The organism is Lentzea sp. NPDC036955, from assembly GCF_055608005.1.
In genome coordinates, this window is sequence record NZ_JBVJRC010000007.1 from 249,821 (window position 1) to 271,430 (window position 21,610).

Below are 21,610 nucleotides of genomic sequence, written 5' to 3' on the forward strand. Positions count from 1 at the left end.
TGCGGAGAGTGGCCGGTCGGCGCGTTGGCAATCGGCTGACGTCGCCGTTCCACCGCGCTCGGGACCACGGGTTTCCCTTCCGCGCACACCTCTGTCCAGTGTGGACCGTCCCGTGTGGTTTGACCCCGAACCCCACCTGGACGGGACCGCCGGTCCGTTCGGCGATCGAGCGGGTCGCGCATTCTTGGTGGCGCACTTCGATTGCGCAAGTGAGCGAGAACACACCCAGGCGCGACAATGACCAAATTCATTGTTTCACAGTGAAAACCCCGAACTCACACCCTCTTAATAAAACGCGTTTCATCACGTCTAATACTCCAAATCCGGAGAGCGAGGCGAGGTGGAGTTCAGCGTGCGATTCCCACAAATATCGATCATGGTTTCCGCGGTGGCGCTGTCACTCGTCCCCGCAGCTCAGGCCGATGAACCGACCCGCACGACCGAGTCGTACTGGCTGCACATGAACAGTTCACCGACCACGCCGGAAATGATCAGGACCGAGGCGCAGCGCCGGTCGTACGTGGTGCTGAACGCCTGGGAGGGCGATCTCGCCAGGCAGCTCAAAGCAGCCAACCCCGAGATCAAGACGTTCGTCTACAAGGACCTCTCCTCGACCCGCAGCCATGCCTGCGAGAACGGGGTGGACGACGCCGATCTGCCCACCGGTGTCGGCTACTGCGCGGCCGATCCCTCGTGGTTCCTCGTGGACCCGAACGGTCAGCGGTTCGAGTACGACGGATATGGCGGCCATTGGCAGATGGACGTCGGTAACACCGCTTACCAGAAGGCGTGGGCCGACAACGTGATCAGCGCGTCGCGCAACGTCTTCGACGGCGTGTTCATGGACAACGCGCTGTTCGCCTGCGACACCTACCACGCGCGTGTGTGCCCGGCGAAGTACCGCACCGACGAAGCCATGCGCGAGGCCTACCGCTCGATGCTCGCCAACACCCGGCAGCAGTTCGTCGACGCCGGCTTGAAGACGGTGGCCAACCTGTCCAACGCCCGCCTGCACGACGGCGCGTGGGACAGCTACGTCGAGCACCTCGACGGCGGGTTCGACGAGTGGTGGCTGACGTTCGGGGACGGGGACCTGCTGTCGGAGTACCCGCAGGGGTTCAGCCGGCAGCTCGCCGAGATCACCGCCAACGAGGCCAAGGGCAAGATCACCTGGGTGCAGCCGCACCACAGCGGTGCCGAGCAGCCGTTCCGCTACGCCTTCGCGAGCTACCTGCTGGCCGAGGGCGGGCACACGGCGATCTCCGAGATCGCGGAGACCGACCGCTACGACAACGCCTCGCCGTGGCGCGCCGAGTACGACTGGGACCTGGGCAAGCCGCTCGGCGCCCACTTCGCGGTGAGCACCAACGTGTTCCAGCGCGACTTCACGTGCGGCACCGTGCTCGTCAACGCGAACAAGACCGGCAGTGCACCGATCACCGTCCGGCTGAAGGAAAAGCACATCGACGAGAAGAACGCGTCGGTCAGCTTCGCGGCGTTGCCGGGGACGACCGGAACCGTGCTGCGCAAGCCCTGTTAGAGCTGCAGCTGCACGTACGGCGTCTGCTCGTTCGACAGCGGCACCTGGAACCGCTGCGTCAGGAACGCGCCGATGTCGTGGAACAGCGGTGCGGCCGAGGAGCTGAACGGGGTGCCGGTGGGCGCGTCGAGCATGATGCCGACGACGTAGCGCGGGTTGTCGGCGGGCAGGATGCCGGCGAAGGTGATCCAGTACTGCGAGTCCGAGTAGCACTTGCACTTCGGGTCGATCTGCTGGGCCGTGCCGGTCTTGCCCGCGACCTGGTAGCCGGGCAGCGCCGCCTTCGCGCCGGTGCCGTTCTGGTTCGCGTCGCGCGGGTCCGACTGCGTGACGGAGCGGAACATGCTCCGCACGGTCTTGGCGGTCTCCGGCGACACCACGCGCACGCCCTCCGGGCGCTGCTTCTCCGAGCGCGAGCCGTCGCCGGAGATCTCGGCGCGGACCAGCCGCGGCGGCACGCGCAGGCCGTCGTTCGCGATGGTCTGGTACATCGCGGTCATCTGCAGCAGGTTCATCGACAGGCCCTGGCCGATCGGCAGGTTGCCGAACGTCGAACCGGACCACTGGTTGAGCGGCGGCACGATGCCGGACTCCTCGCCGGGCACACCGGACTGGGTGCGCTTGCCGAGGCCGAACTTCTCCAGCATCTCGGCGTAGCGCTCCTGGCCGACCTCCTGCGCGGCCAGCAGGGTGCCAACGTTCGAGGACTTCGCGAAGACGCCGGTGAACGACATCGGGACGGTGCCGTGGTTCCACGCGTCCCTGATCGTGCGGTCGGCGACCTTGAGGTAGCCCGGCACCTGGAGCACGTCGTCCGGCTTGAACAGGCCGTACTCGACGGCGGCCGCAGCAGTGATGATCTTGTTCACCGAGCCGGGCTCGAACGTGTCGGCCACGGCGCGGTTGCGCTTCTGCGCGTCGCTGGCCTTGCCGAAGTCCGTCGGGTCGTAGGTCTGGTCGTTGGCCATGGCGATGATCTCGCCGCTGCGGGAGTCCAGCACGACGGCGGAACCGCTGCGGGCGCCCGACTTCTTCGTGTAGTCGGTGACCATCCGCTGCACCGCGTACTGCGTGTCGACGTCGATGGTGAGCTCGAGCGACTTGCCCGGCTGCGGCTTGGTCAGCTCGCGCTCGGTGTTCGGGATGACGAGGGTGTCGTCACCGGACATCGTGTCGACGACCCTGCGGCCCATCCGGCCGGCCAGCACGTTGTCGGCCGCGTTCTCCAAGCCCAGGATGCCCTGGGTGGTCGGCGGCTTCTCGTCCTGGCGCCAGTTCGCCGCGCCGATGATGTTGGAGGCGACCTGGCCGTTCGGGTAGATCCGCTTGGCGCGGTACTCGGAGCCGATCTCGGCCGGGTACTTCGCGACGATCGCCGCGGCCTTGGTCGGCTCGGCCTCGCTGACCAGCACCTCGTAGCTGATGTCGGCCACGAGCTGCTCGTAGATCGTCTCCTCGTCGGTCTTCTCGCCGTTGACCTCGGGGCCCAGCGTCGAGGAGATGAACTTCGCGACGTCACGCGCGTGCTCGTCGTAGGTCTGCGCGAACTGCTTCTTCTGCTTGTCCTTCTCCTTCTCGCGCTCGGCGTCCCAGTTCTTCCTGGCGCGCTGGGGAAGGATGTAGAGCGCGCGCACCTCGACGGAGAACGCGAGCTGGTTGCCGTTGCGGTCGAGGATCGCGCCGCGTTCGGCGGGGATGTTCAGGTACGTCGTGCGCTGCAACCGGGCCTGCGTCGACAGCTCGTCGGCCTGCAACCCCTGCACCTGCACGAGCTTCAGGCCCGCGATGACCAGTGCGCCGACCAGCAGGATGCGGCCGACGGCGATGCGCACCTTGCTGTTGCCGCCGGTGCGGGCCTTCGGAGCGGGACCGCGCACGGACAACGGCCGGCGCGGGCCCCTCTGCTGCGGTCCCGGCATCAGCCACCCGCCGGTGGCGTCGGGGGGTTCGCGGCCCCGTCACCCGCGGGCGGCGTGGTGCCGGCTGGCGGCGGCTGCTCACCGGCGGGAGGCGGCGTGGTGGTCGTGGGAGGGGGCGGCGGCGTCGACTTGGTCGGCGCGCTCGGCTTGCCGAACTCCTCGACCGTGCCGTCCGCCAGCTGCCGCAGCCGCGCGGGGTTCGACGGCTCCACCAGGCCCATCTCGGTGGCGCGGCGCGCGAGGTCGGTCGGCGACTCCAGCAGCGCCACCTCGCGGCGCAGCTGCTCGACCCGCAGCGTCAGCTTCTCCTGCTCGGCGCGCGCCTCCTGCAACCGGTAGGAGTCGGCGGCGGCCTGCGTGGAGAAGTACATGATCCCGGCGATGCCCGCGACCAGCACGAGCATCACGAGCACGACGAACGGGGCCTTCGACACCTGCCGCGCGTTCTGCTGCGGTGCCGACGACCCGCCGCGCAGGTTCTGCGCGCGCTGCGCCCGGCGGGCGTAGGCGCGGTCGGCGGCGGCGGACCGGCGCCGGGCCTTGTCGGTGTCGGTCTTCTTGTCCTTGGAGCGGTCGCGTGGGGACGGCCCACCGACCCGTGCCGGTGCCGTCATCTCACCTCTCCGATCCGTTCCGCTGCCCGCAGCCGCACGGGTGCGGCACGGGGGTTGTCCTCGATCTCCTGCTCGGACGCGACCTCCGCGCCCTTCGTGACCAGTTTCAGCTCCGGCCCGTGACCGGGCAGCTCGACCGGCAGCCCCGGCGGCGTCTTCGACCTCGCGAGCTCCGCGAACGCGTGCTTCACCATCCGGTCCTCGAGGGACTGGTAGGACTCCACGACGATCCGCCCGCCCACCGCGAGCACGCCCAGCGCCGCGGGCAGGGCCAGCCGCAACGACTCCAGCTCGCCGTTGACCTCGATCCGCAGCGCCTGGAACGTGCGCTTCGCCGGGTGGCCGCCGGTGCGCCGGGACGCGGCGGGGACGACGTTGTAGAGCAGCTCGACCAGCCGGCCCGAGTTCGTGAACGGCTCCCGCTCGCGCTCGCGCAGGACCGCCGAGGCGATCTTGCCCGCGAACCGCTCCTCGCCGTAGGTCGAGAGGATCCGCGCGAGGTCGCCGTGCGAGTACGTGTTGAGCACGTCCGCGGCCGTCATGCCGGTGCCCTTGGACATCCGCATGTCCAACGGCGCGTCCTTGGAGTAGGCGAACCCGCGTTCGGACTCGTCGAGCTGCAACGAGGACACGCCGAGGTCCATCAGCACGCCGTCGACCTGCTTGAAGCCCAGGTCGTGAACGGCCTCGTCGATGTGGTCGTAGGTGACGTTGACGAGGTGGACGCGGTCGCCGTGGCGCGCGAGCCGGGCCGAGGCCAGCTCGATGGCCTGCGGGTCGCGGTCGAGACCGATGAGGGTGAGCCCGGGGTGCGCGCTCAGCAGCGCGTCGGAGTGGCCGCCCATGCCGAGGGTCGTGTCGACCAGGACGGCGGGCTTGCCGCTCAGCGCGGGAGCGAGCAGCTCCAGGACGCGGTCCAGCAGCACCGGAACGTGCCGCGGCTGATCCATCGTCCCTCTACTCCCCGAAATGCGTTCGGGTGACGTCAGGTCCCCGCCCGCCCGTCGAACCTGGCGCCGGGGAAGGTGCGCCAGGGTCGGTTGTCGAGCGGACCGAGGCCTCACGGCACCCGAATCGCGGTTGAACATCCGGCCTGTTGCTCGGCTGACCGCCATCAGAAGACGCCCGGTATGACCTCCTCGCGAGCCGTGGCGTAGCCGTCCTCGTGCTCGTCGAGATAGGTCTGCCAGGCCGCCGCGTCCCAGATCTCCAACCTGGTGAACGCGCCGACGACCACGCACTCCTTGGTCAGCCCGGCGTACCGGCGCAGTTCCGGTGCGATCAGGACCCGACCCTGACCGTCCGGACGCTGCTCGTCCGTACCTGCGAACAGATAACGCTGGTAGGCGCGTACGGCGTCGTTGGTGAACGGCGCCTCGGCGACCTTCCTCGCCATCTGCTCGAACTCCGCCCGGGGGAACACGTACAGGCAGTGGTCCTGGCCCTTGGTGACCATGAGACCTCCCGCCAGTTCGTCCCGGAACTTCGCAGGCAGTGTCAGCCGACCCTTGTCGTCCAGGCGCGGGTAGTGAGTGCCGAGGAACATCGGCAGCCACCTCCCTCGCCGGGCGACGGACCGGCAGTGGAGCCCCCGTCTGCCCCACCGGCCGCCACAGTACCCCACTTTTCACCACAGTCAACGCTGAAACAGGTGCTCACGCACCACCGAGCAACCTGTTTCCGCAGGTAGACGAGGTGGGGAGACGCGGGGGGATGGTGGGGGATCTCCGCAGGCTCCACCTGCGCGGGTGAGGTTCAAGCCCCGATTTGCCACTCGAACGGACTAGAAATCCGGGCCGGAACACGGGGTTGGGGCGCGGTGGTGGGGGAAGGTGAAAACTGGTGGAGCGAACCCGAAGCGGCCCGCAGGTGTGGGGCACTTAGCCGTGGTTTGACACACTGCGTGAAACGCTCACACGTCCGTGTTCCGGACACGGCTGCTGGAGGTTTAGTGACGCCGGGAAGCCCAAGCGCGAACAGTCACGCGCCGGTCGAACAGGTTCTGGGTGAGCTGCACGCCGCCGTCCAGCGGATCGCCGCCAACGTCGAACGGGTGCTCGTCGGCAAGCCCGACGTCGTGCGGCTCGCCCTCGTGACGCTGCTCGCCGAGGGGCACCTGCTGGTCGAGGACGTGCCGGGGGTCGGCAAGACCTCGCTGGCGAAAGCGCTTGCCCGTTCCATCGACTGCACCGTGAGCCGCGTGCAGTTCACGCCCGACCTGCTGCCGAGCGACATCACCGGCTCGTCGATCTACAACCGGCAGGAGAACGACTTCGAGTTCCGGCCGGGACCGATCTTCGCGAACATCGTCGTCGGCGACGAGATCAACCGCGCCTCCCCCAAGACGCAGTCCGCGCTGCTGGAGTGCATGGAGGAGCACCAGGTCACGGTCGACGCGAACACCTACCCGCTGGGGTCGCCGTTCATGGTGATCGCGACGCAGAACCCGATCGAGATGGAGGGCACCTACGCCCTCCCGGAGGCGCAGCGCGACCGGTTCACCGCGCGCGTGTCGGTCGGCTACCCCGATCCCCAGGCCGAGCTCGCCATGGTCGACGAGCACGCGGGCCACAACCCGCTCGACGACCTGCGGCCCGTCTCGGACGCGGCGCAGATCCTGCGGCTGATCGAGGCCGTGCGCCGGGTGCACCTCTCCCCCGAGGTGCGGCGCTACGCCGTGGACCTGGTGTCGGCCACCCGCCGGCTGCCGGAGCTGCGGCTCGGCGCGTCCCCGCGGGCCACGCTGCACCTGGTGCGGGCGGCCCGGTCGCAAGCGGCCCTCGCGGGCAGGGACTTCGTGGTGCCCGACGACATCCACGCCGTGGCGATCCCCGTGCTGGCGCACCGGCTGGTGCTGACGGCGGAGGCCCAGGCCGCCCGCCGGTCACCGGCCGAGCTGGTCAGGGCGCTGCTGCAGCGGGTGCCGGTGCCGACCGCAGCACTCGACCCGAACGCCGCCTTCGTCCGCAGCATCAACAACAACGCAGGGACGCCACGGTAACGATGCGCACCGCACTGTCCGGTCTGACCACCCGCGGAAGATGCTTGCTGGCCGCGGGGTTCGCCGCCGGAGCGTGCGCCGTGGTGCTCAACGAACGCGATCTGCTGCGCGTCGCGGCGTTCGTGATCGCGCTGCCGCTGCTGGCCGCCTGGCTCGCCACACGGGCCAGGGTCGGCCTGCACGCGGCTCGGTTCCTCGCGCCCAGCCGGGTGCCGGTCGGGGCCGCGTCCGAGGTCAAGCTCGACCTGCGCAGCACCGGCCGCCTGCCCACCGGCGGGCTGATGCTGGAGGACACCGTCCCCTACGCGCTGGGCGCGCGGCCGCGGTTCCTGGTGGAGCGGCTGCCGCGCAACACGCCCACGTCGCTGCGCTACCCGCTCAAGCCGGTCATGCGCGGCATCCAGCAGGTCGGCCCGCTGATGGCGCGGATCACCGACCCGTTCGGGCTGGCCGAGTTCGACCGCGAGCTGGCCGGCCGCTCCCGCCTTGTCGTCGTGCCGCGCGTGGTGCGCCTGGCCGGGTTGCCCGGCGGGTCCGGCATGGGCGCGGGCGACGACGGCTCGGTGCGGTTGCGCGCGGGCCAGGGCGAGGACGACGCGGTGGTGCGGCCCTACCGGCAGGGCGACGACCTGCGGAAGGTGCACTGGCGCTCGACCGCCCGGCGCGACGAGCTGATGGTGCGGGTCGAGGAACGGCCATGGCGCGGCGGCACGACGGTGCTGCTGGACCACCGCGTCCACGCGCACCGCGGCAGCGGCCCGACGGCGTCGCTGGAGTGGTCGATCTCGTTCGCGGCGTCGATCTGCCTGCACCTGCACCACTTCGGCCACCAGGTGCGCCTGGTCTCCGAGGACGGCCGGGTGCTCGCGGGCGGGGCGTCCGACGGCGGGCACAGCGACCACGTGGTGCTCGACGCGCTGGCGGCGTTGCAGGCCTCGCACCGCAAGGAGCTCTCCGCCGGCATCGACCCCGGTGCCGGCCAGGAGGTCATCGCCGTGCTCGGCGGGGTGTCGCCGTCCTCGGTCGAGGAGCTGATCAGGTACCGGCCGCGGGGCACGCGCAACCTCGCGGTGCTGCTGGACGTCGCCGCGTGGGCGGGCGGGTCGGACGCGACCGCGCCCGACCCCGAGGACGCCCGGCGACTGCTGACCGGAGCCGGCTGGGGCGTGGCGATCGCGCGGCCCTCGTCGTCGATGCAGCAGGTGTGGCAGGAGCTGTGCGCGAGCGCGAGCAACCGCGGACCGGCCGTGCGTTCGGAGGTGGGCTGAGCTATGGCGACGACGACGTCTTCCCGCGGCGAGACCGCGGAGTGGTTCAGCTCCGCGACGCCGTGGATCGCGGCGCTGGCGGTGCTGTGCGCGTCGACGGCGTTGTCCGGGGTGATCGAGGGCGACCTGTGGCTGGTCCGCATCGCCGTGGTGATCCTGGCGACCACGGTGACCGGTGCGTTCCTGCGGGCCACCCGGCTGCCCCCGCCGCTGGTGGCGCTGGCCCAGGTGTTCGTGCTGCTGTGCCTGCTCACGGCCCTGCACACGCGGTCGGGCGTGCTGCTGTTCCTGCCGGGTCCCGACGCGCTGAGCGAGCTCGGTGGCGTCCTCGCGGAGTCGGTGTCGCAGGTGCAGACCGGGGTGCCGCCGGTGCACGCGTCACCGGCGATCCAGGCGCTCGTGGTGCTGGCGATCGGCCTGGTCGCGGTGCTGGTGGACACGCTCGCGGTCGCCGCGGCGGCCCCGGCGGCGTCCGGCCTGGTGCTGCTGTGCGTGTTCGCGGTGCCGGCGTCGCTGGCCGACGAGATGCTGCCGTTCTGGACGTTCGTGCTGGGTGCGGCGGCGTTCGCGATGCTGCTCGCGGTGGACGGTCAGCACCGGCACGAGGCGTGGCGCGGGCGGCTCGGGTCCGGGTCGGCCGGTGGCACCGGCGGTTCGGCGACCACGGTGGCGAGCATCGCGATGGTGATCGCGCTGGTGGTCGGCGCGGGCGTGACGATCGTCGGCACGGTCGGGCGGCTGCCGTTGAGCGGCAGCGGTGCCGGCGGGCGCGGCGGCATCGGACTGAACGAGATGACGTCGCTGCGCGGCATGCTGAACCGCGGCAAGACCACCGAGGTGTTCCAGGTGCGCGGCCTGCCGGAGAGCACGTACATGCGGGCCTCCACGCTCGCCAGGTACGTGCCGAACAAGGGCTGGGAACGCGGCAGCGACCCCGGCGGTCAGCCCGCGCGCGGTGAGCTGCCGCTGCAGCCGGGCGACCGCGGCGACGGCAAGGTGGCCAAGATCGGGATCGAACCGCGAGGCTGGACGAGCTTCTGGCTGCCGACCTACGGCGCGGTCCGCCGGATCGACACCCCGGACGACGACTACCGCTTCGACCCCGCCAAGGGCGTGATCTTCACCCAGCGCGAGCGGGAGCCGGAACCCTACGAGCTCGAGACCGTGCTCGCGACGCCGACGAAGAACCAGCTGCGCATCGCGTCCGGCCAGCGCAACCTGGTCGACCCGGAGTACTACAAGTTCGACGGGGTCGAGCAGGAGATCATCGACCTCGCGAAGCAGATCACGGGGAACGCGACCAACGACTTCGACAGGGCCGCCGCGCTCACCGAGTTCTTCAACGGCCCGACCAGCGGTTTCACCTACGACCTGAAGACGCAGGGCGACGTCACCAAGGACGCGCTGACCGACTTCGTGCTCCGGGGCAAGCGCGGCTACTGCGAGCAGTACGCCTCCGCGATGGCCGTCATGGCCCGCACGGTCGGCCTGGCCTCGCGCGTGGCCATCGGCTTCACCGCCGGTGTCCCGTCGCCGGACAACGCCTACCGCACGATCAGCACCGACGACGCCCACGCCTGGGTGGAGATCTTCTTCCCGAACCACGGCTGGATGACGTTCGACCCGACGCCGATGACCGACGGCCGCGCGGTCGTGCCCCCGTACCTGCGCGAACAGTCGCCGGGTGCGGAGGAGGAGCCGACGGCGAACACGCAGACGTCGACGACCGCGCAGCCCAGCCAGGGCTCGGCCGCCCCGTCCACCGCCGCCGACGGTGAGGAGGAGGCCGGTGTCACCGGTGACGCCACGCAGCAGGACACCTCGAAGGACTGGGTGCCGTGGGCCGTGTTCACCGCCCTCGTGCTGGCGACCGCGGTCTCGATGGTGCGCAACGTGCTGCTGAAGGACGACGGTGCCGCGGTCATGCCGCAGCACCGTGAACGCCGGCGCCGGCTGCGGCGCTGGGCGGCGGTGGCGGCCGCGGTGCTGTGGTCGGTCACGCTGCTGTTCGCGGCGGCATGGCTGTCGTACGTGCTGGCCGCCGTCGTGCTCGTGCTGCTGGCCGCGGGCACGCCGGCTGCCCTGCGGTACCTGCGGCAGCGGTCCCGGCTGCGGGTGGTCGGCCGCCTCGGGCCGGACGCGGCGACGGCGGCGTGGGCCGAGCTCATAGCGGAGTCGGTCGACCGCGGCGCCCCGGTGCCGTCGGCGGAGACGGTCAGGACGGCGGCCCGCCGGCTCGCGCGGGAGCACAACCTGGACGAGGCAGGCCGCGACGGGCTGCGGACGATGATCGGCGCGATCGAGCGGGCCTGGTACAGCCCGAACCCGGCGGCGGACCCGGCGCTGCCCGCGGCGCTCACGGCCGTGCGGCAGTCGTTGCGGCAGAACGCGCCGTTGTCGCTGCGGGCGAAGCTGTTCCCGCGGTCGGTGCTGCGGCCCTCGCCCGCGCCGCTGGCCGACGTCCCGGACCAGGAGCCGGTGCCGGCGTAGTCCCCCGCACAACGGATCGGGCCCGTCCCCCTGGTGGGGGCGGGCCCGAGTGGTGTCTGAAGGGTGTGCGCTTACTGCTCCTCGTCGAAGCGACGACGGAAGCGCTCCTCCATCCGTTCGGAGAACGAGCTGCGGCTGCGCGTCGGCTTGCCCTCTTCCTGCGCACCTTCGGCGACCTGGTCACCACGACGCAACGTCGTCAGGGTGATGAGCACGCCGAAGAACATGAGCAGGAAACCGAAAACGCTCACGACCGGAATGCCCGCGACTGCGAGCTGCGAGAAAATCACCCCGGCGATGAGGGCCGCAACACCGGCCACGAACAGCACGATGCCCTGTACACGACGCCGCTTGGACGGCCGCCGCAACTTGGCGCCTCGTACGGTGGATGCGAACTTCGGGTCTTCGGCGTAGAGCGCGCGCTCGATCTGGTCGAGCAGTCGCTGCTCGTGCTCGGAGAGTGGCATCGTTCCTCCTCCGGCACAGCGGTCGCGGGCGCCGGGTGTTCGCGGTTGCCGCCGATCCCGGCGGACGGCCCACCCTGGGGACGTCACCCTCCAGGATACGATCCGCGCGCCCCGGCGACTACCCAGTCGGCCCTCTCATACGGTCGGTTCTGTCACCATCATCCTCCTGGGGCAGTGGTGAGGCCTTCGTGAGGCTTGCCGCGGAGCCAGGAGGAGGCCTTGTGGCCTGCCGTTCACACCCCGTTCGGCCACGCGCTCCGCGGGCGCCACGACCGGTTGGTCGGATCGGGACCATGACCGAACTCATCGTCAACGGTGGCGCCGAGCAGGGCCTGAGCGGCTGGCACACCCTCGCGGGCACGCCGGTGGTGCTGCGCTACGACACCGGGCAGGGGTATCCGGGACCCGGTGATCCCGGGCCCGCGCAGCGCGGTGCGGCGTTCTTCGGCGGCGGCGGGACACCGTTGTCCGCGTTGCGACAGAGGGTGACGCTGCCAGGCCGCCCGTCGGAGTTCTCGATCTCCGCGTGGCTCGGCGGCTACGCATCGCAGCAGGACGGCGCCCGCCTGTCGGTGGAGTTCCTCGACGGCGCGGGCACCCCGCGCGGTCTCGTGGTGCTCGGCCCGCTCACGGCGGAGGAACGCGGTGGCCGCACCGGTCTGTTCGAGCGCACCGCGAGCGGCACCGTCCCGCCCGGCAGCCGCACCGCCGTGGTGACGCTGCAGCTGACCCGCTCCGGCAGCGGGACGTCCAACGACGGCTACGCCGACAACATCTCGTTCACGATCGGAGCCCGCTGATGTTGAACAGGCGTGACCTCCTGCGCGCCGCCGCGGCCGCCGGCGCCCTCGGCACGGCGTGGCCGCTGGCGCAGGGCCTCTCCCCCGCCCAGGCCCGCGCGGCCGCCGAACAGCTCGGCGCCTCCTGGGACGCGGCCCCGTTCACCCTGGGCGTCGGGTCCGGCGACCCGTTGCCCGACAGCGTGCTCTTGTGGACGCGGCTCGCCCCCGAACCGCTCGCGTTCGAGCAGCCGCTGCCCGAGGTCGTCGAGGTCGAGTGGACCGTGGCCACCGACCCAGCGCTGCGCCGGCGCGTCGCGAGCGGCACCGTGGCGGCCTCGAACCTGTTGGGGCACAGCGTGCACGTGCCCGTGCACGGTCTCCGCCCCGGCCAGACCTACCACTACCGGTTCCGCGCTCTCGGCAGGAGCAGCCGCGTCGGCCGCACCCGCACCGCGCCGGTCGGCCCCGTCTCCCGCGTCCGCTTCGCCACCGCGAACTGCCAGGCGTTCCACGACGGCTTCTACGCCGCCCACCGCGGCATCGCCCGCGAGGACGTCGACTTCGTCGTGCACCTCGGCGACTACATCTACGAGCACGGCCAGGTCGGCGGTCAGCACGTCCGCGACCACGAGGGCCCCGCCGTCCTCTCGCTGGCCGACTACCGCCGCCGCCACGCGCTCTACAAGGGCGACCCGTCCCTGCGCGACGCCCACGCCGCACATCCCTTCTACCTGACCTGGGATGATCATGAAGTTGCGAACGACTACAGCGGCTCCGAGGGCGCGGCCCGTTCGTGAAGCGCCGTGCCGCCGCCTACCAGGCCTGGTACGAACACCTGCCGATCCGCGCGGGCAGCGCACTGGAGCCGCGGATCCACCGGCGCCGCCAGTGGGGCGACCTGCTCGACCTGACGGTGCTCGACCTGCGCCAGTACCGGTCCGCGCAGAACCTCCCCGCGGGCACGATCCTGGGCGCCGAGCAGAAGCAGTGGCTGCTCGACGGCATCTCCGGCGCCCGCGAGGCGTGGCAGGTGTGGATCAACTCGATCATGCTCTCGCAGCTCGCGCGCACCGGCGGCGGCTACTACTTCACCGACCAGTGGGACGGCTTCCGCGCGGAGCGGCGCGAGGTCCTCGGCCACGTCGCGGCCACCGGCATGGAGGACCTGGTGGTGCTCACCGGCGACTGGCACTCGGCGTTCGTCGACGACATCCGCCCCGACTTCGACGACGTGACCTCGCCGGTGATCGGCACCGAGTTCACCGCGCACTCGGTGACCTCCGGGGCGTACTCACCGGAGTGGAACGCCGTGAACGGGCCGGTGATGGGAGCGGCCAACCCGCACCTGAAGTACTTCGAGGGCAACAGGTACGGCTACGACGTGTACGAGGTGACCCCGCGGCGGTTCAGCACGCACATGCGCGTCATCGCCGACCGCCGCGACGCCGCGTCACCCGTGTCGACGCTGACGACGTTCCACGTCGACCGCGGGGTGGCGGGCAGCTACGAGGACCCGGCGACGGCCGGATCACCGGCGCAGTACCGCAGGCCCTGACCGGAGGGAGCGCGTCCGGGCGGTCGACCCGGACGCGCTCCCCCGTCCGCTCAGGCGGCGACCCGGTAGACCTGGATGCTCGTCACCTCCCGTGCCGCTCGCCGCGTCCATTGTCTTGGCGCGCAGCGAGGCCGTCTTCGCCCAACGCGGAAAGCGCTGTCCCGCCCCGACAGCGCGCCTGCCGCCGGCCGCACGATCACCGGCACCCGGTCACCGGTGACCGGCGTGACCACGTGGTCACGCTCTCCCGTGATACGGCGTTGAGTTCGCTCCCGCCCGTGCTGCACACTTCACTCCTGCTGCCCGCGCAGGCAGCTCCTGGGGGAAGGTCGCTCTACTCATGCGTGCTTCGTTGCGTGCTGCCGGCGCAGTCGCATTGCTCGTCAACTACTACGTGCTGACCATCGGGCTGGTCTGCGCGATCCTCTTCGTCGAGGTCTACGCGTTGATCAACCGCCCGGTCGCCGCGGTCCAGCTCGCGTTCCTCGCACTGCCCGTCGCCTACGCCCTGGTGCACCTCCTCGTCTCACTGGAACGGCGCGGCTACGACGAGGTGCCCGGCGTCCCCGTCACCGCGGCCGAGCAACCCGCGCTGTGGGAGCTCGTCCAGCGCCTGTCCGCCGACCTCGGCACCCGCCCGCCCGACGAGCTCCGCGTCGTCGCCGTGGTCAACTCCGGCATCTCCGAGGACACCCGCTTCCTCGGCCTGAGCGTGCGGCACCGCCGGCTCTTCATCGGTGCCCCGCTGCTCACCACGCTGACCGAGAAGCAGCTCCTCGCCGTGCTCGCCACCGAGCTCGGCTACTACGCCCAGAAGGACAGCCGCCTGGCCGCAGTCGTCATCTCCGCCCGCGGCGCCGTGCTGCGCGCCGGTTCCGCGCTCGCCACCGACAGGTGGTTCAAGCGCCTGGCCACCAAGCTGTTCCGCGGCTACGCCACGCTGTTCCTCCGCTTCTCCCAGCCCGTCGCCCGCGCCCGCCAGCGCGCCGCCGACGCCCACGCCGCCCGCCTGGCCGGCTCCTCCGCCGCGTCCAGCGCACTGCGCGAGCTGCCGGTGATCGACGCCGCCTGGGACCTCTTCACCAACCGCCACCTCACCGTCGCGTGGGACACCGGCTACCTGCCCACGACGTTCTTCGAGGGCTTCGCCCACCTGCGCACCTCCCCCGAGCTGCACGCCGAGCTGGAGGAGCTCCGCCAGCACCCGACCGACCCCGACCGCGGCCCGTACGACCCGTACCCGCCGCTGCCGGACCGCATCGCCGCCATCGACGCCCTGCACGCAGAACCCGAGTCCTGGGGCGACCGCCCGGCACTGGAGCTGCTCGACGACCCGATACCGCTGCTGGACGCCTCCGTCCTCAACGCACTGGTCGACGACGCCGGCACCAAGGAACGCGTCGACTGGGCCACCCTCGGCCACATCGGTGCCCGCGCCCGCGTCGTCCGCGGCACCGAACGCCTCCTGACCGCGGCCGCCACCGCCACCGGCGGACCCCCGTCGCTCACCACCGTCCTCGACGCGCTGGACGCCGGCCTGCTCGCCGAGATCGGCCCCGACTCGTCGGTCCCCGGCAGCCCCACCGCCGGCCCCCGCGCCCGCCGCGCGATGGCCCGCACCGAGGTGCACGCGGAACTCTCCGCCCTGCTCGCCCTCGCCTTCTCCGACGCGGGCCTGGCCCACTGGCAGGTCGACTGGCTCGGCCGCACCACCTTCGTCACCGCGGCGGACGACTTCGACCTGGCCGACCACCTCGACGAGGCCGTCGCCGACCAGGCCGACACCCAGCCCCTGCGCCACGCCCTCGCCTCCGCCGGCATCGCCCTCGACTACCGCCCCACCCGCTGACTGGAGCCCTCCCTCCCGTGGTGTTCTCGCTGCTGTTCAAGCCCAAGCAAGCCCTCTCCGTCATCCGCCTGATGCGCGAGGCGAAACGCCGCGGCGTCGAGGTGGAGGAACTGCCCACCGAGCTCGTCGCCGCCTTCCTGCTGCCCAAGACCCGCCCGGAACGCTTCGGCCTCGTCCCCGACGCGGACGTCACCGCCGACCCACCGGTCGAGGACCCCGCACTGGAGGCCGTGCGCGCCGACGTCCGCGCCGGCCACTGGGAGAACGCCGCCGACCTCACCGCCGCCTCCTACGGCACGTGGGACCGCCGCCAACGCATCGCCTGGGCCCTCGCCGACCTCGCCGCCAAGGACGACGCCTGGCTCACCACCTGGCACACCGCCCGCCCGAACGACCCCCACCGGTCCGTCGTCCACGCCCTGTCCCTGGTGTCCCTCGCCTGGGACATCCGCGGCAGCGCCAGGGCCACCGACACCACTCAAGCCCAGTTCGAGAGCTTCCACCGCACCCTCGCCGAGGCCCGCGCCGCCGCCCGCGCCGCAGCCGCCGTCCTCCCCGACGACCCGACCCCGTGGAGCACCCTCATCACCACGGCCCGCGGCCTCGGCGCGAGCCACGACGACTTCCGCACCCTGTGGTCCGAACTCGTCGCCCGCGACCCGCTACACCACGACGGGCACCAGCAGGCCCTGCAGTACTGGTGCGCGAAGTGGCGCGGCTCCAACGAAATGGCCCTCGGCTTCGCCCTGGACGCCGCGGACACCTCGCCGCGCTTCGCCGCACTGCCGCTGCAGGCGGCGCTGGAGGCCGAGGACACCGACCCCTCCCTGTGGAAGACGCCCGAGGTCGGCCGGGCGCTGGAGGTCCTGCTGGAGCGGCTGGCGGACGAAGGTGCCGACACGGTCGCGGTGCGGGACGACCGGGGGTACGCGATCCTCGCGCTGTTGCGGCTGCGGCGGTTCGACGAGGCCGTGGCGCAGTTCCGGGTTTTGGGCGGGTACGCGGATGCTGCGCCGTGGAACTACTTCGAGATGCCGGTGCTCTCCTTTCTGAGTTTGCGCGGGGATGCCGTGAAAGGGGCCTCGCGGGCGGCTCGGGTTGGGCGAAGTGGGCGGTAGGGCGGGTGGGAGGTAGACGGACGGTAGGGCGGGCGGGAGTAGGGCTGGGCGGGAGTAGGGCTGGGCGAGGGTAGAGCTGGGCGGCGGTAGGGCCGTTCAGGCGGTGTGGCCGGGAGGTGGTCTCGGACCGCGCCGCGCGTTGAGGCCGGGCGGGGATGGGGCCTGGCTAGGTGGGCGTGGTGGCGGTCGGCGGTGGCGGTCGGCGGTGGCGGGAGCGAGCCGCTGTGTGGTGGCGGGCTGCGGCGGTGGGTCGGCGTTGCGACCACGGCGACAGCAGGCCGGGTTGGCAGCGGGCTGTGCGAGCAACCGGGGCGTGCGCGGATGTCGGGGGGCAGCGGCACGCGGATGTCCGGGGCGCGGCGGTGGGCGATGCGCGGGATGCCGGGTGCGGCGGCGCGCGGTTCGAGGGTGACGTCGCAGGCTCCTTTCAGCGGGCGGGTGGCGCGCACGGGTGGCGGCGGTGTGGATGGGCGGCGCGCGCACGGGTGGCGGCTGCGGGTGAGCGACGGCGCGCGTGGATGGGCGGCGGCGCGGGTAGGCGGCGCGGGTAGGCGGCGCGCGTGCGACGGCGGCGCAGGTAGGCGACACGTGCACGGGTGGGCGACGACGCGCGTGGGTGAGTGGCGTCGCGGGTGGGCGGTGCGCGGGAGCGGTGGTCAGGTCAGCTGGCGGGGTGGTTCTTCGGCTGTGTGGCAAGGGATTCGGCGGATCGTGGCCGGTGCGCGGGACGGAGCCGAGCGGGGCCAGGGTGCCGGGTCGGGGCAGCGGGGCGCGGCGGGCAGCGCTGCCGGGGGTGGAACAGCGGGGGTGAGGGGGCGGCGGCGAGGGGCTGTGGGTGAGGGGCGGGACAGGACTGCGTGTTCGAGTTGGCGGATCGTGGAGTCGCCGAGGAGTTTGCGGGCCAGGGCGGTGCCCTTGCGCGGGGCGAAGGCGAGTTCGGTGCGCAGGGCGTGCAGGCCCACCAGGTGGGTGGCCTCGTCGAGGATGGCTCGGGTGTCGGCGATGGACTTGGTGCAGCGGACCGCGTCGATCGTGGCGCGGGGCAGTGGGGCGGTGTGGAAGCCGCGGCGGAGCACCGGTGTGGGGATGTGGTCGGTGCGCATCAGGTTCAGCGGGCCGAAGCTGACTGCGCGGGAGCAGCGCGGGGTCAGCAGGTGGACCGAGGACGGTATCGGGGCGGACTTCAGGCCGTGCAGGTGCAGGGCGTCGAAGCCGGTGACCATGCCGCGGTCGCCGACGTAGAGCAGGGCGGCCTGCAGCCACTGCTCACGGGTGGGTTTCGCGGCGCCCAGCAACAGGATGCCGGGCAGGAGGCGCTGCCAGGGGGTGCCGTGCCGGCACCGCTGGTCGATGACGGCGCCTGTCAGTCCGATGTGGACCAGGGCGGCCACCGGCGCGATGCGGTGGCGGAACAGGATGTGCAGCGATTCCAGGTCTACGGGGTGGCGCATGGGGTCCAGGTTGCACCGGGGGGCCGGGGGTGTGCCACGGGGAAACGGGGGGCTGTGGGTTACTCGCGGGTTGTGGACAGGTCGCGATCACTCGGGCTTCGGCCCGAACTCGGCGGTCCTTTGTGGACCCTTGCCGAGGAGGGAGGCCGGGCGGACGGCGAGTGAGCCGAAGCGGGAACGGGCCTGGTCAGCGGCCTGGTCAGCTTCGCGCCAGCCGTTCTCGGGGGCGTCGAAGATCAGCTGGTGGGCGGAGTCGGAGTTGTCAAGTCCCTCGATCCGGACACCGATGAGGCGGACCGCGCCCGGCGGCACCTGGGTGGTGAGCAGCTCCACGGCGGTGCGGTAGATCTCCTGCGTCACGTCCGTCGACGTGGGCAGCGTGCGCGAGCGGGTGATCGTCGTGAAGTCCGAGAACCTGACCTTGATGGACACTGTCCGGCCGTGCAAACCCTTGGCGCGCAACGAGCTCGCCGTCCGCTCGGACAGGCGCAGCAGCTCGCGGCGGAGCACGCCGCGGTCGAGGTGGTCGACCTCGAAGGTCTCCTCCGCGCCGATCGACTTCTCCCGCGACTCCGGCACCACGGCGCGGTCGTCCACGCCCCGCGACAACGCGAAGAGGTGCTCCGCCAGCGCCACGCCGATCTTGCGCCGCAACGTCGCCAGCGGTACCGCGGCGACGTCGCCGACGGTCTCCAGGCCGAGCTGCGACAGGCGCGCGGCGGTCTTCTCCCCCACGCCCCACAGCGCGCCGACCGGCAGCGGGTGCAGGAACTCCAGGACCGAGTCCGCCGGGATCACCATCATCCCGTCCGGCTTGCACATGCCGGACGACAGCTTCGCCAGGAACTTCGTCGGCGCCACCCCGACCGAGCACGTCACGCCGTACGCCTCGAACACCCGCGACCGGACCAGCTCGCCGATCCCGCCGGGCGTGGTGCCCATCCGCCGCAGCGCCCCGCCGACGTCGAGGAACGCCTCGTCCAGCGACAGCGGCTCCACCAGCGGCGTGATGTCGCGGAAGATCGCCATGACCCCGCGCGACACCTCCTGGTAGAGGTCGAACTGCGGTGGCAGGTACACCGCGTGCGGCGCAAGCCGGCGGGCGTGCGCGGTGGGCATCGCGGACCGCACGCCGAACTCGCGTGCGAGGTAGTTGGCCGAACACACCACACCGCGCCCACCGACGCCACCGACGACGACGGGCACGGAAGCGAGCTCAGGGCGTTCGCGGATCTCGACGGACGCGTAGAAGGCGTCCATGTCCACGTGCAACATCCGGCAGCCCGTGTCATCAGGCCACACGCCGTCGCGCGCACGGAAGCGGTCACGCAGGCCGCGCGGCAGGTTCGCACTGCGACCCATGACAACCCCTCTCGAACCCTTGTTCGACATCCTACAACCGGTACACGCGGGCAGCGTTCTCCGACGCGATGAGCCGCACCCCGTCAGCCAGGAACTCGGGCAGCGCGTGCCGGAACAGCAGCGCACTCAGGGAGTACAGCTCGGGCAGGCCGAACGCGTCGGTCGAGAACAGGAACTTCCCGTACGGCACGATCTCCAGCGCCTCCGCGAGCACCCGTGGCGCCTGGTGCCCCAGCCCGTGCGTCGCCAGCCCGAGGTCGCAGAACACATGCGCGAGGTAGCCCGCCTGCCGGTAGAACGGATAGTTGTGCAACAACAGCACGGCACGCCACGTGAAGCCATTGCGCGCAGGAACGGCGTCAACAACAACGGTCGCCCTTGGACAGATCCGCGTCCGAATCGCCGTGTCTGACGTGGGACTGCAACGGCAGCCCCGCGTCCAACGCCTCCCACACCAGGAACGCGATCACCAACCGGGTCGGCCAACCGCCCCGAGCACCCCCGCACGACATCGGCGTCCGCTGGTCGCCGTGCCAGCAGCCCGAGCCCGATCCGGTACGCCGCAACGGACTTCACCCCGACGGCGGTCGTGGAGGCGAGCGCCGACCGCACCGCGGCCACGAAACGCGCTGGCGTCACTGACGGGCGGCCGAGCGCAACGCCTCCTGGGCCGCGATCTCCCTGCGCAACCGGCTCAGGGCGCGGTGCTGCGCGACGCGCACCGCACCCGGCGTCGAGTCGACCGCCTCCGCCGTCTCCTCCGCCGACAACCCCACCACCACGCGCAGCACGAGGATCTCCCGCTGCTTCCCCGGCAGCAACCGCAGGAGTGCGCCCATGCGTTCGGACAGCTCGCCCTGCAGGGCCTGTTGCTCGGGCCCGGCGCCGAGGTCGGTCGCCTCCGGCAGCTCGGCCACGGGTTCCGACCGCAGCCGCGCCGCCGCGCGGTGGGCGTCGGCGACCTTGTGCGCGGCGATGCCGTAGACGAACGCGAGGAACGGCCGCCCCTGGTCCCGGTAGGCCGGCAGCGCGGTGAGCACGGCCAGGCAGACCTCCTGCGCGACGTCGTCCGCCGAGGTGGACGACCGGTCCTGCCCGCCGACCCGCGCACGGCAGTACCGCACGATCAACGGCCGCAGCGTGGCGAGCAGCCTCTCCGCCGCTCCCCGGTCACCGGCGGCGGCCCTGGTCACGTAGGTGTCCGCGGTGTCCGGCCTCCGGGCCAGGTAGGAGGCCGAGGGCGCCTCGACCGGTTCGGCCGGCCCGACCGCCTTCGCGCGTTCGAGCAGCGCGTCGAACCGCGGGCCGTGCGCACGGTTCGCCAGCTGCCCGGACGTGGCGTCGCCGACCGAGGTGTTCGCCACGGCGGCTTCTGGAACCGTCCGGTGCAGGCCGGTGGAGAACTCCATGGCGGTCACCGATTTCCCTTCGACGCCTCGCGGGCGGCCTCTTTCGCGCGCCGCAGCTTCCCCTCGACCGCCCGCGGGGTGATCCGCATGAACTCGGCGATCTCGGCGTGCGAGTAGTTCTGGTCCTTCAGGAACAGCAGCGTGCGCCGGTCCTCGCTGAGCTCGGCGAACACGTCGTCCACCGCCTCGCGGGTCACGACCGCGTCTTCGAGGTCCCCGCCGGCCGCGACGTGCTCCAGGCGCGCCCACGCGTCCAGCAGGTGCCGTTCGTGCCAGGCGTTGTTGCTGGTCCGCCACCTGCGGTAGACGTTGGGGAAGGCCAGCACGCACGCGTTCACGAAGTACTCCTTCAGCGGTCCGTGCTCCTCCGACCACTTGCCGCCGAGCACGCCCTCCTCGCGGAACAGGTTGAACCCGGCCCACACGGCCTCGCTGGCGAGCTCCTCCGCCTCGTGGAAGAACACCTCCTGGCGCGCCACGGACCACCTGCGCCGGTCGACCCGCGCGAACATGGCCCCGGACTTCACGAGGTTCCTGACGATCTCGAAGCCGTACCCGACGACCTTGCCGAGGAAGGCCGACCACAGCGGGTCGGCGCACCCGGTCTCGCGGAAGTGCTGGACGAACACGCGGTCCATGTGCAGCTGGTCGGCCTCGGCGGAGCTGAAGTGGTGCACGACGTCCGCCACGGAGAGCAGCGGTCTGCCCGGTCCGCGCTCATCGGCTGCATCCGGGGTTCGCCCCATGCACTCGGGTCCCTACGTCGGCGGCGGGTTGGTGCCTTT

Annotated in this window: 17 protein-coding genes and 1 pseudogene; 8 read left to right on the forward strand and 10 right to left on the reverse strand. The window is 71.7% G+C overall.

Annotated elements, in window-relative coordinates; translation table 11 throughout:
- Nucleotides 1-388 precede the first annotated feature (388 nt).
- Complete coding sequence (locus tag ACZ7CF_RS24905; RefSeq protein WP_470370700.1) at nucleotides 389-1,540, forward strand: putative glycoside hydrolase; 1,152 nt, start codon at nucleotides 389-391, stop codon at nucleotides 1,538-1,540.
- Here ACZ7CF_RS24905 and ACZ7CF_RS24910 read toward each other — a convergent pair.
- The 4 genes from ACZ7CF_RS24910 to mraZ all read right to left on the reverse strand — a co-directional run bounded on the left by ACZ7CF_RS24910 (nucleotide 1,537) and on the right by mraZ (nucleotide 5,619).
- A complete protein-coding gene (locus ACZ7CF_RS24910; RefSeq protein WP_360390537.1) occupies nucleotides 1,537-3,459 on the reverse strand; it encodes a peptidoglycan D,D-transpeptidase FtsI family protein in 1,923 nt (640 codons plus the stop codon). The genes ACZ7CF_RS24905 and ACZ7CF_RS24910 overlap by 4 nt on opposite strands.
- Nucleotides 3,459-4,073 carry a cell division protein FtsL gene (gene ftsL, locus ACZ7CF_RS24915; protein ID WP_470370701.1) on the reverse strand — a complete coding sequence of 205 codons (615 nt, stop codon included), beginning with the start codon at nucleotides 4,071-4,073 and terminating at the stop codon, nucleotides 3,459-3,461. Before ftsL ends, ACZ7CF_RS24910 begins: the two co-directional genes overlap by 1 nt.
- The gene (gene rsmH / locus ACZ7CF_RS24920; protein WP_470370702.1) at nucleotides 4,070-5,023 is read right to left on the reverse strand and encodes a 16S rRNA (cytosine(1402)-N(4))-methyltransferase RsmH; all 954 of its coding nucleotides are present in this window, start codon (nucleotides 5,021-5,023) and stop codon (nucleotides 4,070-4,072) included. The genes ftsL and rsmH overlap by 4 nt, the downstream gene beginning before the upstream one ends.
- Before the next feature lie 164 nt (nucleotides 5,024-5,187).
- Entirely contained in the window at nucleotides 5,188-5,619 is a 432-nt protein-coding gene (gene mraZ, locus ACZ7CF_RS24925; RefSeq protein ID WP_053733094.1) for a division/cell wall cluster transcriptional repressor MraZ, read from the reverse strand.
- Between the two features lie 405 nt (nucleotides 5,620-6,024).
- On the opposite strand from mraZ, the gene ACZ7CF_RS24930 reads away from it, so the two are divergent.
- From ACZ7CF_RS24930 to ACZ7CF_RS24940, 3 genes are read left to right on the forward strand one after another with little or no spacing between them, the layout of a single operon-like run.
- Entirely contained in the window at nucleotides 6,025-7,074 is a 1,050-nt protein-coding gene (locus tag ACZ7CF_RS24930) for an AAA family ATPase (protein ID WP_458430723.1), read from the forward strand.
- Between the two features lie 2 nt (nucleotides 7,075-7,076).
- On the forward strand, nucleotides 7,077-8,342 hold the full coding sequence (locus ACZ7CF_RS24935; RefSeq protein WP_470370703.1) for a DUF58 domain-containing protein: 1,266 nt from the start codon (nucleotides 7,077-7,079) through the stop codon (nucleotides 8,340-8,342).
- Nucleotides 8,343-8,345: 3 nt separating this feature from the next.
- Nucleotides 8,346-10,832, forward strand: coding sequence for a transglutaminase TgpA family protein (locus ACZ7CF_RS24940; protein ID WP_470370704.1), 2,487 nt, complete (start codon nucleotides 8,346-8,348; stop codon nucleotides 10,830-10,832).
- Between the two features lie 71 nt (nucleotides 10,833-10,903).
- Here the strand turns inward: ACZ7CF_RS24940 and ACZ7CF_RS24945 are convergent, their stop codons facing one another.
- A complete protein-coding gene (locus tag ACZ7CF_RS24945; RefSeq protein WP_360390551.1) occupies nucleotides 10,904-11,299 on the reverse strand; it encodes a DUF3040 domain-containing protein in 396 nt (131 codons plus the stop codon).
- A 293-nt stretch (nucleotides 11,300-11,592) separates the two neighbouring features.
- Between ACZ7CF_RS24945 and ACZ7CF_RS24950 the strand changes: the two genes are divergently transcribed.
- The 4 genes and pseudogenes from ACZ7CF_RS24950 to ACZ7CF_RS24965 all read left to right on the forward strand — a co-directional run bounded on the left by ACZ7CF_RS24950 (nucleotide 11,593) and on the right by ACZ7CF_RS24965 (nucleotide 16,603).
- Nucleotides 11,593-12,099 (forward strand): hypothetical protein, encoded by a 507-nt coding sequence (locus tag ACZ7CF_RS24950; RefSeq protein ID WP_470370705.1) that lies wholly within the window; start codon nucleotides 11,593-11,595, stop codon nucleotides 12,097-12,099.
- Nucleotides 12,099-13,636 (forward strand): annotated as a pseudogene (locus ACZ7CF_RS24955) (alkaline phosphatase D family protein). The gene ACZ7CF_RS24950 and the pseudogene ACZ7CF_RS24955 overlap by 1 nt, the downstream one beginning before the upstream one ends.
- 340 nt (nucleotides 13,637-13,976) lie before the next feature.
- Complete coding sequence (locus ACZ7CF_RS24960) at nucleotides 13,977-15,485, forward strand: M48 family metallopeptidase (RefSeq protein ID WP_470370706.1); 1,509 nt, start codon at nucleotides 13,977-13,979, stop codon at nucleotides 15,483-15,485.
- Between the two features lie 20 nt (nucleotides 15,486-15,505).
- Nucleotides 15,506-16,603, forward strand: coding sequence for a DUF4034 domain-containing protein (locus tag ACZ7CF_RS24965; RefSeq protein WP_470370707.1), 1,098 nt, complete (start codon nucleotides 15,506-15,508; stop codon nucleotides 16,601-16,603).
- 656 nt (nucleotides 16,604-17,259) lie between these two features.
- Here the strand turns inward: ACZ7CF_RS24965 and ACZ7CF_RS24970 are convergent.
- The 5 genes from ACZ7CF_RS24970 to ACZ7CF_RS24990 form a co-directional block, all read right to left on the reverse strand.
- Nucleotides 17,260-18,054 carry a hypothetical protein gene (locus ACZ7CF_RS24970; protein WP_470370708.1) on the reverse strand — a complete coding sequence of 265 codons (795 nt, stop codon included), beginning with the start codon at nucleotides 18,052-18,054 and terminating at the stop codon, nucleotides 17,260-17,262.
- A gap of 87 nt (nucleotides 18,055-18,141) precedes the next feature.
- Nucleotides 18,142-19,416: a DNA polymerase IV gene (locus ACZ7CF_RS24975; protein ID WP_470370709.1), complete on the reverse strand. Its 1,275-nt coding sequence runs from the start codon at nucleotides 19,414-19,416 to the stop codon at nucleotides 18,142-18,144.
- Between the two features lie 31 nt (nucleotides 19,417-19,447).
- Nucleotides 19,448-19,729, reverse strand: coding sequence for a hypothetical protein (locus ACZ7CF_RS24980; protein ID WP_470370710.1), 282 nt, complete (start codon nucleotides 19,727-19,729; stop codon nucleotides 19,448-19,450).
- Between the two features lie 322 nt (nucleotides 19,730-20,051).
- Nucleotides 20,052-20,642, reverse strand: a complete 591-nt coding sequence (shbA, locus tag ACZ7CF_RS24985; protein ID WP_470370848.1) for an RNA polymerase sigma factor ShbA — start codon at nucleotides 20,640-20,642, stop codon at nucleotides 20,052-20,054.
- Between the two features lie 188 nt (nucleotides 20,643-20,830).
- Nucleotides 20,831-21,571 (reverse strand): RNA polymerase sigma factor, encoded by a 741-nt coding sequence (locus tag ACZ7CF_RS24990; RefSeq protein ID WP_360390571.1) that lies wholly within the window; start codon nucleotides 21,569-21,571, stop codon nucleotides 20,831-20,833.
- Nucleotides 21,572-21,610 lie beyond the last annotated feature (39 nt).

Coding starts and splice junctions, on each gene's coding strand:
- ACZ7CF_RS24910 (WP_360390537.1), bottom strand. CDS start 3,459: ATGCCGGGACCGCAGCAGAGGGGCCCGCGCCGGCCGTTGTCCGTGCGC.
- ftsL (WP_470370701.1), bottom strand. CDS start 4,073: ATGACGGCACCGGCACGGGTCGGTGGGCCGTCCCCACGCGACCGCTCC.
- rsmH (WP_470370702.1), bottom strand. CDS start 5,023: ATGGATCAGCCGCGGCACGTTCCGGTGCTGCTGGACCGCGTCCTGGAG.
- mraZ (WP_053733094.1), bottom strand. CDS start 5,619: ATGTTCCTCGGCACTCACTACCCGCGCCTGGACGACAAGGGTCGGCTG.
- ACZ7CF_RS24935 (WP_470370703.1), top strand. CDS start 7,077: ATGCGCACCGCACTGTCCGGTCTGACCACCCGCGGAAGATGCTTGCTG.
- ACZ7CF_RS24940 (WP_470370704.1), top strand. CDS start 8,346: ATGGCGACGACGACGTCTTCCCGCGGCGAGACCGCGGAGTGGTTCAGC.
- ACZ7CF_RS24945 (WP_360390551.1), bottom strand. CDS start 11,299: ATGCCACTCTCCGAGCACGAGCAGCGACTGCTCGACCAGATCGAGCGC.
- ACZ7CF_RS24950 (WP_470370705.1), top strand. CDS start 11,593: ATGACCGAACTCATCGTCAACGGTGGCGCCGAGCAGGGCCTGAGCGGC.
- ACZ7CF_RS24960 (WP_470370706.1), top strand. CDS start 13,977: ATGCGTGCTTCGTTGCGTGCTGCCGGCGCAGTCGCATTGCTCGTCAAC.
- ACZ7CF_RS24970 (WP_470370708.1), bottom strand. CDS start 18,054: ATGCGCCACCCCGTAGACCTGGAATCGCTGCACATCCTGTTCCGCCAC.
- ACZ7CF_RS24975 (WP_470370709.1), bottom strand. CDS start 19,416: ATGGGTCGCAGTGCGAACCTGCCGCGCGGCCTGCGTGACCGCTTCCGT.
- ACZ7CF_RS24990 (WP_360390571.1), bottom strand. CDS start 21,571: ATGGGGCGAACCCCGGATGCAGCCGATGAGCGCGGACCGGGCAGACCG.